Source organism: Brevefilum fermentans, assembly GCF_900184705.1.
GTDB classification, from domain to species: Bacteria; Chloroflexota; Anaerolineae; order Anaerolineales; family Anaerolineaceae; genus Brevifilum; species Brevifilum fermentans.
The window spans coordinates 1265551-1280550 of the sequence record NZ_LT859958.1 but is presented as its reverse complement, the minus strand read 5'-3'; the positions used below and the strand labels follow the sequence as shown (position 1 = coordinate 1280550).

13 protein-coding genes and 1 tRNA gene are annotated in these 15000 nt (G+C 49.0%); 2 read left to right on the top strand and 12 right to left on the bottom strand.

All coding sequences use genetic code 11. The features are described from left to right. Window positions 1-228: 228 nt before the first annotated feature. The 4 genes from CFX1CAM_RS05640 to CFX1CAM_RS05625 all read right to left on the bottom strand — a co-directional run bounded on the left by CFX1CAM_RS05640 (window position 229) and on the right by CFX1CAM_RS05625 (window position 4367). Window positions 229-888, bottom strand: coding sequence for a response regulator (locus CFX1CAM_RS05640; RefSeq protein WP_087862082.1), 660 nt, complete (start codon window positions 886-888; stop codon window positions 229-231). Between the two features lies 1 nt (window position 889). After that, window positions 890-2407 carry a sensor histidine kinase gene (locus tag CFX1CAM_RS05635; protein WP_162287659.1) on the bottom strand — a complete coding sequence of 506 codons (1518 nt, stop codon included), beginning with the start codon at window positions 2405-2407 and terminating at the stop codon, window positions 890-892. 284 nt (window positions 2408-2691) lie between these two features. Then, a complete protein-coding gene (locus CFX1CAM_RS05630; protein WP_087862080.1) occupies window positions 2692-3435 on the bottom strand; it encodes an iron-sulfur cluster-binding protein in 744 nt (247 codons plus the stop codon). After that, window positions 3432-4367 carry a dihydroorotate dehydrogenase gene (locus CFX1CAM_RS05625; protein WP_157891743.1) on the bottom strand — a complete coding sequence of 312 codons (936 nt, stop codon included), beginning with the start codon at window positions 4365-4367 and terminating at the stop codon, window positions 3432-3434. Before CFX1CAM_RS05625 ends, CFX1CAM_RS05630 begins: the two co-directional genes overlap by 4 nt. Window positions 4368-4574: 207 nt before the next feature. On the opposite strand from CFX1CAM_RS05625, the gene CFX1CAM_RS05620 reads away from it, so the two are divergent. Continuing rightward, window positions 4575-4646 (top strand) — tRNA-Gly (locus CFX1CAM_RS05620). A gap of 69 nt (window positions 4647-4715) precedes the next feature. Here the strand turns inward: CFX1CAM_RS05620 and CFX1CAM_RS05615 are convergent. The 8 genes from CFX1CAM_RS05615 to CFX1CAM_RS05580 form a co-directional block, all read right to left on the bottom strand. Next, the gene (locus CFX1CAM_RS05615) at window positions 4716-5390 is read right to left on the bottom strand and encodes a lysoplasmalogenase family protein (protein ID WP_157891742.1); all 675 of its coding nucleotides are present in this window, start codon (window positions 5388-5390) and stop codon (window positions 4716-4718) included. Between the two features lie 9 nt (window positions 5391-5399). After that, window positions 5400-6476, bottom strand: coding sequence for a Gfo/Idh/MocA family protein (locus CFX1CAM_RS05610; protein WP_087862077.1), 1077 nt, complete (start codon window positions 6474-6476; stop codon window positions 5400-5402). Window positions 6477-6485: 9 nt separating this feature from the next. After that, the gene (locus CFX1CAM_RS05605) at window positions 6486-7865 is read right to left on the bottom strand and encodes an MFS transporter (RefSeq protein WP_087862076.1); all 1380 of its coding nucleotides are present in this window, start codon (window positions 7863-7865) and stop codon (window positions 6486-6488) included. Between the two features lie 23 nt (window positions 7866-7888). Further along, window positions 7889-8521 carry an RpiB/LacA/LacB family sugar-phosphate isomerase gene (locus CFX1CAM_RS05600; protein WP_087862075.1) on the bottom strand — a complete coding sequence of 211 codons (633 nt, stop codon included), beginning with the start codon at window positions 8519-8521 and terminating at the stop codon, window positions 7889-7891. A 54-nt stretch (window positions 8522-8575) separates the two neighbouring features. Continuing rightward, on the bottom strand, window positions 8576-9517 hold the full coding sequence (locus CFX1CAM_RS05595; protein ID WP_087862074.1) for a transketolase family protein: 942 nt from the start codon (window positions 9515-9517) through the stop codon (window positions 8576-8578). Continuing rightward, a complete protein-coding gene (locus CFX1CAM_RS05590) occupies window positions 9510-10352 on the bottom strand; it encodes a transketolase (protein WP_087862073.1) in 843 nt (280 codons plus the stop codon). Before CFX1CAM_RS05590 ends, CFX1CAM_RS05595 begins: the two co-directional genes overlap by 8 nt. A 35-nt stretch (window positions 10353-10387) precedes the next feature. Next, window positions 10388-12241 (bottom strand): thiamine pyrophosphate-binding protein, encoded by a 1854-nt coding sequence (locus CFX1CAM_RS05585; RefSeq protein WP_087862072.1) that lies wholly within the window; start codon window positions 12239-12241, stop codon window positions 10388-10390. Between the two features lie 86 nt (window positions 12242-12327). Then, on the bottom strand, window positions 12328-13068 hold the full coding sequence (locus CFX1CAM_RS05580) for an IclR family transcriptional regulator (protein WP_087862071.1): 741 nt from the start codon (window positions 13066-13068) through the stop codon (window positions 12328-12330). Window positions 13069-13137: 69 nt separating this feature from the next. Between CFX1CAM_RS05580 and CFX1CAM_RS05575 the strand changes: the two genes are divergently transcribed. Further along, window positions 13138-14607, top strand: a complete 1470-nt coding sequence (locus tag CFX1CAM_RS05575) for a CoA-acylating methylmalonate-semialdehyde dehydrogenase (RefSeq protein WP_087862070.1) — start codon at window positions 13138-13140, stop codon at window positions 14605-14607. Window positions 14608-15000 lie beyond the last annotated feature (393 nt).

The following is a 15000-nucleotide window of genomic DNA, read 5'->3' as shown; positions in this document are numbered from 1 at the left end:
ATCCAGTATTCCTTTCCATCTCACATCACAGACATGAATTATCCATGTACTTGCATGAAGATTTCCTCCTGTCCATTTAAAAACCACCCTGATCATACCATCTCTATTTTGACGACAGTAAATCTTAATCTACGCGCAATCCCTCAACTTTCCTTCTTGTTTCTCCCAATGTCCTTCTTCAAGTTCGTTCTTCCAGCTACCTGTGTTTATCCTCAAAAAACTGAGCCATTATCCGTCCCTATGCACGAGGCCCTGCTCCCAGGCAAACACGGCTGCTTGAGTTCGGTCGGCTAAATGCAATTTACTGAGTATATTGCTAACATGACCCTTGACCGTGTTCTCGCTAATAAATAAAGCTTCAGCAATTTCATTGTTTGAAAGCCCCCTGCCAATCAGTCGCAAAACCTCCATCTCTCGAGTAGTTAAATCTGAAAAAGGGTAAAAAGCCGCGCGTTTGGCATCATTTATTTCGAGAATCACTCGTTCCGCCACACGTGGGTGCAGTGTTGCTTCTCCAACAGCAGCTTTTTTGATAACATCCACCAGGTTTTCCATAGAAACGTCTTTAAGAACGTAAGAAATTGCCCCAGCCTGTAAGGCTGGGAAAATAAACTCATCCTGGTGATATGAGGTCAAAACAACGATTTGAGTGCGTGGTGTGATATCTTTTACTTTTCGGGTGGCTTGAACCCCACCCATGCCGCTCATAACCAGATCCATTAACACCACGTCAGGGAGCAGTTCGGTTGCCATTTGGACTGCTTCATCACCCGATGATGCTTCGCCAACCACAATAAACTCTGGTTGCGCATCCAAATATGCCCGCAAACCTTTGCGAACAACCTCATGATCATCAACAATCAATATCGTGATCTTGCGAGTGTACATCTCAAATCTCCGCTACCGGGTATGGATATCTCAAAACTATACTCGTTCCCCTGCCTGGGAAACTACTTATGATTAGCTCACCACCGATCAGAGCTGCACGTTCTTTCATAAAATCAAGCCCCATGCCTTCTCCACGCCTTTGTTCAACAACAAACCCTTTACCATCATCCTCGATGATCACAACCAGTATATACGAGCGGAAATCAAAGCTTACCCTGACTAGTTTTGCCTGGCTATGCCACAAAACATTGGCTAATGCTTCTTGAAGGATCCTGAAAATGCTTTTTTGAGCATCCAAGGGCAAGATATGCTCCTCTCCCCAGACATCAAATTCAATTGAAATTTCATTCCTTCTACGCCAATCGCTAATAAAATTTTCCGCTGCCACAACCAAACCCTTGCCCTTGATCTCTACTGGGCGCAGCTCTAGGATTAAATCAGTCAGTTCTTGGCGAACCTTTTCAATCAGCAGCTCGGCTTCCTTTAGTTGTTCATATGCTTTTTCGGGGTGTGCGTTCATGTGAACTCTGGCTGCCGCTAATTGAGCAGAGGCAGCAAAGGCTTGTTGTTTAACACTGTCATGTAGATCTCGCGCCAGGCGATTGCGTTCTTCGAGGATTGTCAACTCCTGCCGACGATCCATCAGGTTTTCTAACTGTTTCGCCATCAAGTTCAAATCTGAGGTTAGCTTTCCAATTTCATCTTTGCTGGTGTCCCTGATCGAAACTGAAAAATCACCACGAGCCCAGTCGTGTGCAGCTTGTGAAACATGGGTCAACCGACGTGTTAGCCCCTTAGCGGTCCATAATCCAAATACAGACCCGATCAAGCCAGCAAATAAGGTGATAATCAATAACGATCGCCCAATATAAAGGATAAGCTGTCCCAGGGGAAGAAATTGCCATGGAAAATGTTTGGTGGTAAACACAACGATACCCACCAGGTTGCGTTCAATATCAAGCAATGATTCTACGGGTACAGTAACATAGCCCACGTCTGTTGGCTCAAACCTGAACACAGGGATTGCACCAATGATGCGATGCCCGGGTTCCACAATCTCATACAACAGGTTTTGATCCTCCTCGCCCTGGAGTGCGGCTCTTAATGGGCGGTCCAAACCGGGAAGGTAGTCATAAGGTATCTTTTTACCCAGATCTTCCTCAGACACGATCCCGGATGGTATTGCATAAACAAGCGTACGATCATTCAACAAATAGTAAAAATGCAGAAAATCCTTTACTCTCATTTCCAATTGAAGGCTACCAAAAACCAACAACGGGCGAGTACGTATTACTGTCCCTTGAACATCTTCAAGATATTTTCTGGCCCCATCCACATCCGGAGGCTCTGACGAAAAGAAGTGCTGCATCATCGGCGTCCATTCTTCTCTTAAATTTGCGACCAGGGTTTCAGGAGTTAAATCGATACTTAAAACAAAATAAGACATCAAGATAATCATAACGATTAATTCAACAACCAACAAAGCGCTTATCGTAACGATGGTGTAACTCAGCGTCATGCGCCAGCGTAATGATCGAAAAATCGAAAAAATATTCCGGAAAGGAGCATTGGGATTGTGTTTTTTTTGGTCAGCTTTTGTCAATTTTTCTGATTTCTTCATTGTACACGGTCAGTTAATTGAGATTATGAGTGAAAAATAATCAATTGAAAGGCAAGCTCAAATCGACCAGGTAACTCAATTTTACTTGGGATGGCTAACTCTTGCATCATCCCGAAGTGGAGTTAAAAAATCCTTCCATGATGATTAACCAAATCGAGATTTCTTTTTTGCACCTTAATTGCTCACCAGCGTTTGCAAAACACCGGTCCATCATAACAAGCCAACCAGCCGACAGGCAAAGAAGGATCAAAGGTTTGCGGCACTTCACAACTACCGCACAAACCCAATCCACATCGCATGTGGGCTTCCCACGAGAATTGGTAATCCAGTTGATGCTCACAACATATCTTTGCTAGAGCAGTTAGCATCCCGACAGGACCGCAGGCAAAAAGCGTGTCAAAGTCAGATTCTTGAAGTGCTTGCTCAACGATCGATGTCACCAGGCCTTTTTGCCCACGGGAGCCGTCGTCTGTCGTAACCGATACCTGAAAACCTAAATTCTCAAATGCCTCCGGCAATAAAATACTGTCAGAATTTTGAGCTCCTAGGCAAACAAGCACCTGCAAATTCTGTGCCTTGGCAGCCTTTGCTAAAGGTATTAACGGAGCAGAGCCGTACCCTCCGCCGACAAGAAGCAAGCGTTGACCATCTACAGAAAATCCATGTCCCAAGGGACCTTTGACCCAGATGAAATCACCAACGGATAATTTTAGAAGCGCACGACTGAAAGGACCCACGCCAACAACCAGCAAACAAAACGGGTCTATCGAGGCAATACTGAAGGGTTTTTCTCCAATTCCAGGTAACCAAATCATCACAAATTGACCAGGTTGGGCATCGATGGATCCTTCAAGCGATAACCAGCAGGTTGTTTGATTAACCCAAAAGAGTTTTTGAACCTGCCTGATTTCAAATCCGCCTCTCATGCTTTGTGCGCCTTTCCGATAATTTCGCCAACCGATCGATACTTGTGTTGTTCTAAAAACGCAATCATTTCGGCTTTGATTAATTCAAAAGCATCCGGTCCTCGATACCATAACGCAGACCCGACGCCAACAGCCGTTGCCCCTGCCATCATCATCTCGATGGCATCCCGCCCGGTAAGCACTCCCCCTGTCCCGATGATGGGGACCTCTACAGCTTGAGCAATCTCAGCAATGCAATGCAGCGCAATCGGTTTCAGGGCGGGACCCGAAATCCCTCCGCTGCAATTGAACAGGACAGGCCGGGAGGCATCAGCGTTGATTAACATGCCCGGCATGGTATTGATCGCAGTAATTGCGTTTGCACCGGCTTCAACCACTGCTCGGGCGATCCTACCGATATCAGGCACATTTGGCGCCAATTTGACCGTGATCGGAATATCACCGACAGCTTGCTTTACAGACCGTGTCACATCGGCAGCGCTACGCCAATCAGCAGCGAAGGGCAGGCCAAAGTCATCCTGTACGTTGGGACAGGAAATATTCACCTCAATCATATCAGGCTCAACCACAGAAATTGCTCTTGCTACCTGCCCAAATGCTTCTACCGTTCCGGCAAAAATGCTGGCGATTAAGGGAGTTTTCAATGGGGACAATTTTTCATGCGCTTCTTTTATTAAATGAACTTCCTCTTCGACTCCGGGGTTGGTTAATCCAATGGCATTGATCAAACCATGTTCCCATTCAGCCATAACAGGATTAGGATGCCCGACGCGTGGCTCCGGACCACAGCTTTTGGCGGTAACGGCGCCAGCACCTGCCAGCGCAATCCGCTCAAGCAAAGTCGGGCTCGTGCCCATCACTCCTGATGCCAAAACCAAAGGGTTATTAAGCACGATTTTTCCAATGCTGACATTGATGTTTGGAATTGGCAAACTTATCATCCTCTCAATGAATGTTCTCAAGCCATGTGATTGAGAATTTCTGTTCCAATTGTAGTCGTATCAACCAATGTTTTTTATAATTAAATGTTGGTTTAATTATAAGGCAAAGGCGAAGTTAACAAGCCACCATTTTTGGGTTTTGTAATCAAATTCATTGGCAAAAGTCTGAGATCGCGGTAGAATAATATCGGTTCGCATGCGGGCGTCGCCAAGTGGTAAGGCAGTAGCTTCCCAAGCTACCATTCGTGGGTTCGAGTCCCATCGCCCGCTTTTCTCTTTCCTACAGGAATAAAAAAACACCTCTTGTTTACAGAGGTGTTTAATAAATATTTTCTACCATTAGCTCATAAAAAAATATGTACAGCTCAATGCGATTAATACCTGTCCGCCTGCGTAGTAAAGTGGGCCAAGTTGGAAGTTCATCGGCTTGTAAAATCGCCGAATCCCGTATTCAATGTCACCCATTGCAACCAGGGTAGCGCCGATCGCAACCATCCATGCAGAGACCTGGGAAAAACTTCCGCCAAACAGCGTCGATATCGCCCGCGTCACCATAAATATCACTACCAGCAAAAAGATCAGCACCGGCGCGCGAAAATCACCCAGCCCTTTCCAATATAACCGCGCCAGGAACAGGTAAATCAACAGCGCCACAACGCCAACAATGATGTCCTGAGACTGAAAACCACTAAAAAGCGTGAAAGCGATTGCATATTCCAGGTAGGCAATGAAAAATACAACCATTGCTGCAAAAAGAATCCGATCATTGCTCATATCGATATTGAAAATATCCCCCAACAAACACAGGCCCAGGCCAACCAGAATCCAGGTGGTATAACCCGGGTTGACATTTGGGCTGAGGTAACTCAACACAGCGATGATAATCGCCAGGAAGGTCAGCGCTGGCTGGGTCACCTTTATCATTTTCAGATTATTGCGATTGCGGGCGATCATGTACAAGATGATCAAGACAAGAGAAAAGGGAACAGGAATCAATGAATAATTCATCGTCATCATATCTCCTTATTTCACATCATCAGGACGAACTTCACGCCCTGTAGCGGCTGATTGCAGTGCAGCCAGAGAGAATTGCAAAACCGCCTTACCCGTCGGGCCATCCAGCCGTGGCTGACCACCCGTCTTCAATTTTTCGATGAAATCGATCGTTGTCGCAGTAAAGCTATCATGCCATTCTTCGCCATCCACGGGGATGGATGTTGTTTTTCCATCCTTGAAGACCATCAACGGAGGAAGGTCGACGGTTTTTGCAGTGTAGCGATTGATGAAAATGATGCCCTTCTCGCCAATGACCTCGATGCGATCATCATCACAATAATACAGCGAGTCAATGTGCATCTTCGGGGTATATTCGATGTCGAGCTGACCAAAGCAGTGAGGAGCTTTATATTGAAACATGATCATCGCCGGGGCATCAATATTAACCAAACCTGCAGCCTCCCTGACAGGTGTGTGCTCAATCCAGGCATATACCCTTTCCACAGGTCCACCTAAATAATAGCCCGCTGAAAACAGGTGGTGTCCATGGTCAAAGACCAACGGTCCGCCACCGCATAACTTCTCGTTGAAACGCCATGCCCAAGCCGACAGGGGCACTTCCCATGAAGTGCCCGAGCCGGTGTTAATATGCATACGCACGGCGCGCACCGAGCCGATCTCGCCAGCGTCGATCATTTCCCTGGCTTTCACCACTGGCGAATAATAGACCATCGTCTCATAAACCCTGAGCAATACACCTGCCTTGTTAGCCGAGAAGATCATTTCATCTGCCTCAGCAGCAGAAAGCGCCATGGGCTTCTGCACTGAGATGTGCTTGCCTGCCTGCGCAGCCTGAACCGTCATAGAACAATGCAGGTGATGTGGAGTGAGCAACTCTACCACGTCGATTTCTTGATCATCGAGCACCTGTTGGTAATCGGTATACACCTTCTCCACACCCCATGACCGGGCTTGGTGTTGAGCGCGCGATTTGTTGGTGTCGCAGACAGCTGCAATGATGGCATCCTGACGGCCGTGATAGCCAATCTCATGTAAGTCTGAAATGCGACCACATCCGACGATGGCAACTCGGATCGGTTTCATAATTTCTCCTTATTCTTTTGAATCCTGTTCTTTTTCAGCCCGTGCTGCAGCGTCCATGGCTTCAAGCTTTGCCCGCACTATTGCGTGGGTCTTGCGGGTAATTGGATACTTGAACAGAAAAGGTAAGGTGATGAAAATAAAAATCGCTGGAACCAAACCAAAGAAAAGACGAATTCCCAGAAGGGCATGCGGAGTCTGCGCCACGTTCGGCACATAGCCAAAACCGCTTAAAATCCAGCCAACACCTGCCAGCGCCAGGGCTTCTGAAAGCTTGGTTGCCAATCCCCAAACACCATAATACATTCCCGATCGTTGCTGACCGGTCTCCGCACGATCATAATCGCCCACATCTGCAACCATAGCCCAGGGATAGATCCAGTTGACAGCAAAGCCAAAACCAACCAGCACGAACAAAAGATAAAGGAGATTGGTGGGTTTGTTAGGTAGAAAGAAAGTGATCAGAACAGCGATAGCGCCAATCCCCATCCCGATTGCATATACGGGGCCCTTATCCATCTTCTTGCCCAGCCACTGCCAAAAAGGCAGCGAGAGGGTAACACAGATCAGCATCAAACCCATAGCAATTGAAATTTGATCTTTCATCAAGAGTTGGTATTCCACGTAATATGCCATCAAAATCTTACAGAAGGCGAAGGAGATATTCAGGGTGAAGTAGATGATACACAATTGAACGAAAGCCTTGTTCTTGAAGGCATTGCCAAAGGATTTTAGCGGAGAGGTTTCGGGTTCAGCAACAGCCAGGTCCTTGCGCTCGCAGAAACCAAGGGCGGAGATTATCAATACTAATCCAGCAAAAATGCCATAGGCAATACCAATGAAAGCCCAACCGGTGCGCTGTACGGCAAACATACCAACGATTGCAGGTGTCAACGCTGCCCCCACCAGATAAGCAGGCACGGCCATAGCCATGCGGTATGTGGTCAGGCTTGAGCGCTCATCGTAATCATCGGTTAATTCTGCAGTCAGCGCGTAGTAAGGAACATTGGTCAGTGTCCAGATCGTATCAAAGAGCAAGAAAGTGGCAGCGATCCAGAAAAAAGCCCAAACTCGATTCTGGGTGGGGACGAACCACAGAAGTGCAATTGCAATCGCCAGGGGGATTGCGCCGAACAACATAAACACCCGACGCTTCCCAAAGCGGTTTTTCGTGCGGTCTGTAAACCAACCAAACAGCGGATCGTTAATTGCATCCCATATCTTACCGATGAGCAGGGCATTACCTGCCAGGGCAGGCGGAATGAGAGCGCCATCGGTGTAGAACTTCATCAGGAAGAATTGAACAGCGGAATTAACCAAGGCATTTCCCAGGTCACCAATTCCATAAAAGATTTTTGTGCGCTTACTTAACTTGTTTGCATTTTCTGCCATGCTATTCTCCTTTTAAACATAATTTAGTGTTTAATCAGTCCTTCCAGCGTTGACTTGAGGAGGGGATCAGCCTCCAGTCCTGCCATCAGTGCTGCCTGGAACGTTGGAAAATCAAGTACTGGATGAAGCACCTCCTTCGGCAGGACTTTTACAATCTCTGCCATCGATTTATGGGTTGACTGTGAAACCTGCTTCAGTAAATGGCGAGCTTGTGCTTGCGGTTCAGCTCGCTGAGTGGGATATCCGCTGCCGGTTTCTGTGATAAAGAGGTTATCGAAGATCATGCTCAGGTTCACATCCCCTGCCCATCCGTACCCCTGGTTGAGCGCCAGCGAGATGCAATTTCCAGCATTGATGCGTGCAAACAAGAAAGCGTCTAACGGGGTCAAAATGTGTCCGCAAAACACGCCCGGGTATTGCATGACGGCATTATGGTAACCCAACCCGGTACCACAACCGCCAATGACAAAATCCACGATACCGAGGTGCAGCAAGAGGGCGGACATCAATCCAGTGTGGATATACAGCAGGGCGGGCATGTCTCCGCTTCGCGTATTACCCAGGTTGAGTACCTCATGTCCCCGACCTGTAAGCGCCGCCAGGATGTCAGTATTTTTATCAGCAGCGCTGATCTCATTGATAACAGCAATTTTCATATGAGCTCCTTGAACATATAGCAGAAGAGGCGAGTGAGTATTTGTTTATCCAAATTACCTCTTCCTTTCCATCACGCGCATCGCAGCAGCAATAATGTTTTCAACCGAGAGTCCAGAATGATCCATCAGTTTGTCCAGATCCCGACCAGTCACACAAAAACGATCCGGGATGCCAACCCGCTCGATTGGGATTGGAACCGTCTCTGCCAGTGCTTCAGCCACCGCGCTACCCAGCCCACCAATGATGTTGTGCTCCTCAGCGGTGACCACTGCCCCGGTCTCCTCGGCTGCTGAGATCAGTAATTCACGATCAAGAGGCTTAAGCGTGTGGACCTCCAACAGGCGGGCATCGATGCCGATTGCTGAGAGTTTTTCCGCTGCAACGAAGCAGCGCCCGACCATTGTCCCAGTAGCAACCAGAGTCAGGTCATCGCCTGAGCGCAACAAACGTCCTTTTCCGATCTCCAACTTCGCGCCCGACTGGTAGACCGGCAGCGCCCCTGCCCGACTGAGTCGCAAATAAACTGGACCATCATATTCAGCAATGAGCGGTACCCAGGCTGCAGCCTCAGCTGCATCAGCTGGGACAATAACGGTCATGTTTGGTAGGGCGCGCACATTCGCCAGATCGCTGATCGAGTAGTGAGTTGCACCGTCCTTAAAGTCTGAAACACCAGCATAGCCGGCAGCGATCTTCACATTTGTCTGGGCATAGCAGACACAGGTGCGAATCTGTTCCAGAGCGCGCAACGATAAGATTGACGCGAATCCATTGATGAAGGGCAAGAAACCGCCCAAAGCCAGACCGACTGCGACATCCACCATGCATGGTTCAGCGATGCCAATATTGAAAAAACAATCAGGAAACCTCTCAGCAAAGAATTTTGAGAGTGTTGAAGCTGAAGTATCCACATCCAGAGCAACCAGACGTTGATTGGTCTCTCCATACTCAGCCAGCGCCCTTCCATAAGCCTCACGCATTGAAAGATCAGTCATTTTCCACCTCCCCCAGCTCGATCAGAGCTTGCTTAAACTGTTCAGTGTTTGGAACATTACCGTGCCAGTAGGATTGATTCTCCATGAATGAAACGCCGCGTCCCTTGGTGGTATACGCGAGCACAGCCGTTGGTCGGTCATGGATCTGATGTGCCAGGTCAAGTGCTTCTGCGACAGCCTGCACCGAGTGACCGTTGACCTCTACAACATGCCAGCCACAGGCTGCCCATTTATCTGCCAGCGGTTCGAGCGGCATGACCGCAGAGACGGGACCGTCGAGCTGGACGTTGTTGTAGTCAATGATAACGGTCAGGTTTGCCAGTCGAAATTTTGAAGCAGCCATCGCCCCTTCCCAGACAATTCCTCCCTGGCACTCTCCATCACCAAGTAATACATAGGTACGATAGCTCATCTTATTCAACCGCGCTGACAGTCCAAGCCCAACCCCAATCGCGACCCCGTGCCCGAGCAGACCGCTGGTCATGTCCACTCCCGGAGTTTTAAAGCGGTCTGGATGACCCTGGTGCGGACAGTCCAGCTCGCCCCAAGTATCTAGTTCGGAGCGTGGAAAAAATCCACGCCGGGTTAGGGCAGCATAGTACACGGCTGAAGCGTGACCTTTACTGAGGATAAATCGGTCGCGTTCTTTCCATTCGGGTCGGGAAGGATCGATCTGCAGGACATGAAAGTAGAGCACGGCCATGATCTCTGCTGCTGAAAGTGCACCGCCCGGGTGGCCGGCTCCCCGGTTATAGATCAGTTTGAGGCTGTCAACACGCAAACAACGTGCGATCTCCTCCAGTTCAAACGTTTTTTCAAGGGTTAATGCTGACATAATTTCTCGTATCCAAGGTTTCTCATTGTTATTCCTTACAAGCCAATCTCGTGACGCAACTCTTGAACGTCATCGCACTGGTTTCCTACGTTCCATCGTCCATAAACCCCCATGCCTCCCAGAGGATCAGGGCCAAAATAAACCGGCACGTGTATCAAGCTCAATCCGGAATGCTCCCCAGCCTGTTGTAAGGCGGATTGTAAATCCTCGGGGGTCCGTCCTCCATCAAGTGCCAGCACACCCGGAACGGATCGCGCCCAGGCTACGTAATCAACGTGGATGGTATTCCAGGTTGCAAACTCTTGCCCGTACTGGTCATTCTGCAACGCGGTAATGGCCCCCATCCGCCCATTATCCAACAGCAGAATACAACCATTTGCTCCGTGCTCGGCACCGTCAATCAGAATTTGTGGGTTCATCGAAAACGAGCCATCGCCGGTCAGCGCCAAACCAAAAAAGGGCTTATTTGTAACGGCAGTTGCCAGCAGGGCAGAAACAGCGAAACCCATATATGAAGCACCTGTATCAGTAAAAGTCTGACCAGGATGGTCATCTTCCACAATCTGAAATCCATTGGCTTGCACATCTCCAGCATCAAAAAAACGGATTACACCATTATTCTTTGCCCAATCGCAGGCAATCTTGATGGCTGCCGGTTGTGTTAAGACCGGGCTGTTCCAATACTCATCCAGCAAAACTGGCGTATGCATTCGCGCGTCCTTAAAGGCTTGCCATTCCGCTTTTTTCTCAGCGCAAACCTGCAACCAGGTCTGATTAACTGCAGATGCCCCTTCCAGTGCAATGTTTAATCGAGCCAGCGTGTGTTGCACGTCGCCAATAAGCGCCAGGGTGTCACGGTAGTGGCTGGCGTCGTTGACATCGGCATTGATATTGATCACCCGTTTAACCCGAGGGTAGCCGGTACGTGAACTATCCGATTGACATACTGCCCGTGTTCCTACGGCGATTAACAGGTCTGCATTCTCCATAGCATAATTGCCGGGTAAAGATCCCTTCGAACCACCGACAGTCATGTTCTGTGGATGGTCATAGGGGATACAGCCGGATGCGTTCGGAGTGTGGACCAGAACGCCACCTGAGCGCTCCAACAGGGTGATCAGCTCCGTACCAGCGTATCGACCCCCTCCCCCAACCTTAACGATGACCCGTTCCGCTTGCGAAATCCACTTCACAGCCTGGGCATAATCCCCCGCAGATGCACCCAGGAGAATCGTTTGAGCTTCAGGCAACTCACTCAAGTTAAAATTTTCCAGCCAGGATGCCTGGGTATTCATCGGCAGTAACAGGTAGAAGGGACCGGGGCGGTAGGGGTGATCAACCGTCACAGCCCCGCGCTGTAAAGCCGTTGAGAGGGCCAATGGTGTGTGCAGGCTGTAGGCATGCCCCATTGTCGCAGCCAGTTGAAGAAATAGGTGTTGTTCATGCTTGGGGACCTGCTGCATGTTAAATCCCTCGTCTTCGGTTGTTTCGTCGCCAAACAGATACCAGACTCCGATACCATCTGAGGCTGGGACGAGGGATGCCGCCAGCGCATGGAGCGCCCCTGGACCAATGGAGGTTAACACTGCAGCCTTTTCACCGGTTACCCAGCGCAACGCAGACGCCGCGTGTGAAGCCTCTATCTCGCTACGTACCCCAAAAGTTCTTAACAAGCCTGCATCCTGATAGATGCGCAAGACTTCGCCAATCTCAGTTGAGCCATGACCGAGGACGGTGAAATAAGTGCGCACACCCTGGCGCAGCAAACCGATGATAAGCGCTTCGGACAGAGTCAGTGAAAGCCTTGCAGGCAAGTTATTGGCAGCAAATTTGGCTGCATGGTCAACACGTTGGAGAGTTAATTCTTCGTGGGAGGGTTTGTTGTTCATATCGTCTCACAAGATTCATAAATATTCGCCATGATTGAAAAATTTTTATCGGTAATATTTACACATCGACCGCAAATATCTCCATATTAATGGATGAAGGACATGCGCTCCGATAATTCCTTGCCAATCTTGACCACGGTAGCTGCTAGATCAGGCAACAATTCATCGGTGATGCGCGTGGATGGGCCTGAGATGCCAATTGAGCCGATTGCCTTATTGCGAAAATCGAAGATCGGCACGGCGATGCACCGCACGCCAGTGTCAAATTCCTCATCGTCCACGGCGAAGCCCAGACGACGGACCGTATCCAGGTGGCTACGCAGAATTTCAGTGTCTGTGATGGTCTGAGGAGTAAATATCTCCAGTGAGTCTGGAATCTCCAGGTCATTGAAGGCAAGCAACACCTTGCCAAGAGCGGTGCAATGCAGTGGATTCAGCGTTCCAACTTCAGCATTAACCCGTAATGTCGCTGGTGACTCAACCTGGTCAATGTAAAGAACACAACCATGGGCTAAGATACCCAGGTGTGCGCACTCGCCTGTAGCCTCCATCATCTGGCGCAGATAGGGTTTGGCGACTTCACGCAATGGAAGACGGGTCAAAATGCTGCGGCTGAGAGTGACCACACGTGGTCCGAGGTGGAAGAGACGCGTTGCCTCATCCTTGTCTGCATAACCATATTTCACAAGCGTGTTGACCAGCCTGGAAGCACTGCTCTTGTTAATCTCCAGAACCTCAGCCATTTCGGTAATACCGACACCCTCCTGGGATTGGCTTAGCAGATCAAGGATCTTTAATCCGCGCGCAAGTGATTGAATTTCGCTCATTGTTGTTTATTATACAACGATGATGTATAATATGCAATAGTAAATTTGATAAAAACAACGAGGAAAATTATGGAAGAGGTTCTAAATTATATCGATGGTAAATGGATCGCACCACAAGCGGTCGACTTTGTTGATGTGGTGAACCCAGGAACAGGGGAATTGCTGACACGCACTCCTCTGTGCGGCAAGGCGGATGTGGATCGAGCTGCCGCTGCAGCATCTAACGCACTACCCGCCTGGCGGAGCACACCTGCTCAGGACCGCATTCAGTTTCTGTTCAAGCTCAAAGCGCTGCTAGAGGCTAATCTTGACGAGATCGCTCGGGTAATTACGATGGAATGCGGTAAGACCTTTGACGAGTCACGCGGTGAGATGCGGCGGGCAATCGAGAATGTCGAGGTCGCCTGCGGAATCCCGATGATGATGAAGGGCGAGATTTTCGAAGACATCGCTCAAGGTGTTGACGAGATTCTTCTTCGCCAGCCAGTAGGTGTTTGCGCAACAATCGCGCCATTTAATTTCCCCGGTATGATCCCCTTCTGGTACCTGCCCTACGCTTTGGCGTGTGGCAACACCTACATTATCAAACCATCCGAAAAAGTGCCGCTGACCATGCAAATCATCTTTCGTTTAATCGACCAAATCGGTCTACCTGAAGGAGTGGTCAACCTGGTTAATGGTTCGAAAACGGCAGTTGACGCAATCCTCGACCACCCGACCATCCGTGCGATTACTTTTGTCGGCTCCACAGCAACCGCCAGGTATATCTATCGGCGAGCGGCTGAAAATGGCAAACGGGTCCAGGCACAGGGCGGGGCGAAGAATCCAGCTGTGATATTGCCCGATGCCGACATGGACGCTGCGATCAGGATCATCGCTGATTCAGCTTTTGGTTGCGCAGGACAGCGCTGCCTGGCTTCATCACTGGCGATCACCATCGGCGAGGCTCACAACACCTTTCTTGAAGGCATTTGTGAATCAGCCTTGAACCGCAAGGTAGGCTATGGGCTTGATGAAGGGGTACAGATGGGACCGGTGATTAACCTTGACAGCAGAAAACGCATCGAAGAGCTGATCGACCTGGGCATCAAGCAAGGGGCTGATCCGCTGGTCGATGGACGGGATACGCTCATTCAGGGCTATGAAAATGGGACTTATATCCGCCCGACGATCCTGTCCGATCTTCAGCCACACCATGAGATCGCTCGTACCGAGATCTTTGGCCCGGTGCTGGGATTGATCCATCTTTCCAGCCTTGATGAAGCAATTCGTTTAATTAACAATGGCGCATACGGAAACCAGGCCAGCCTGTTCACCTCAAGTGGTGCAGCAGCACGTAGATTTCGATATAGCGTTGAAGCTGGCAATATTGGCATCAATATTGGTGTCGCAGCGCCAATGGCATTTTTCCCTTTCAGCGGCTGGAAGGACAGTTTCTTCGGGGATCTGCATGGTCAAGGCGCTGATGCAGTCCATTTCTTTACCCAGGAGAAAGTAGTCGTAGAGCGCTGGCCTAAAGAATGGGTGCGAAAGTTCTAATAGCCGAAAGTCCTGAAGCGTTTGAGAAACCTCAACCTGCAGCCATTGCCACAAACATCGCTGTTATTTAATCAACGAAAAACAAATCATTTTTATGCCGACTTGGTCAAACCCAATTATTACGGTCGGCTTTTTAGGACAAAAATAGCCCTCTGCTTAAAGAGAAGTGAATTTCCCATGCCTGCCATTAATAAATACGCTAAACACCACATTGAATTTGCTAGCAAGCCCTGTGGGAAATTAATACTAAGAATTTCAATTTGGATTATAATCAACAAAGCCGAGGTTGCCCTGTGACCATCCAGTGCAATCCATTTTACTGGTGATCAACCTACCTCAGAAACGCACCTGGAACGGGTTAAAAGCGTGCTTTGCTGATCGAGTTACTGTACA

Bases quoted from the DNA above. Each gene is read 5' to 3' on its own strand.
- CFX1CAM_RS05595 (WP_087862074.1), bottom strand. From the start codon at position 9,517: ATGACTGATCTTTCAATGCGTGAGGCTTATGGAAGGGCGCTGGCTGAG.
- CFX1CAM_RS05580 (WP_087862071.1), bottom strand. From the start codon at position 13,068: ATGAGCGAAATTCAATCACTTGCGCGCGGATTAAAGATCCTTGATCTG.
- CFX1CAM_RS05615 (WP_157891742.1), bottom strand. From the start codon at position 5,390: ATGACGATGAATTATTCATTGATTCCTGTTCCCTTTTCTCTTGTCTTG.
- CFX1CAM_RS05590 (WP_087862073.1), bottom strand. From the start codon at position 10,352: ATGTCAGCATTAACCCTTGAAAAAACGTTTGAACTGGAGGAGATCGCA.
- CFX1CAM_RS05630 (WP_087862080.1), bottom strand. From the start codon at position 3,435: ATGAGAGGCGGATTTGAAATCAGGCAGGTTCAAAAACTCTTTTGGGTT.
- CFX1CAM_RS05610 (WP_087862077.1), bottom strand. From the start codon at position 6,476: ATGAAACCGATCCGAGTTGCCATCGTCGGATGTGGTCGCATTTCAGAC.
- CFX1CAM_RS05640 (WP_087862082.1), bottom strand. From the start codon at position 888: ATGTACACTCGCAAGATCACGATATTGATTGTTGATGATCATGAGGTT.
- CFX1CAM_RS05600 (WP_087862075.1), bottom strand. From the start codon at position 8,521: ATGAAAATTGCTGTTATCAATGAGATCAGCGCTGCTGATAAAAATACT.
- CFX1CAM_RS05635 (WP_162287659.1), bottom strand. From the start codon at position 2,407: ATGACGCTGAGTTACACCATCGTTACGATAAGCGCTTTGTTGGTTGTT.
- CFX1CAM_RS05585 (WP_087862072.1), bottom strand. From the start codon at position 12,241: ATGAACAACAAACCCTCCCACGAAGAATTAACTCTCCAACGTGTTGAC.
- CFX1CAM_RS05605 (WP_087862076.1), bottom strand. From the start codon at position 7,865: ATGGCAGAAAATGCAAACAAGTTAAGTAAGCGCACAAAAATCTTTTAT.
- CFX1CAM_RS05575 (WP_087862070.1), top strand. From the start codon at position 13,138: ATGGAAGAGGTTCTAAATTATATCGATGGTAAATGGATCGCACCACAA.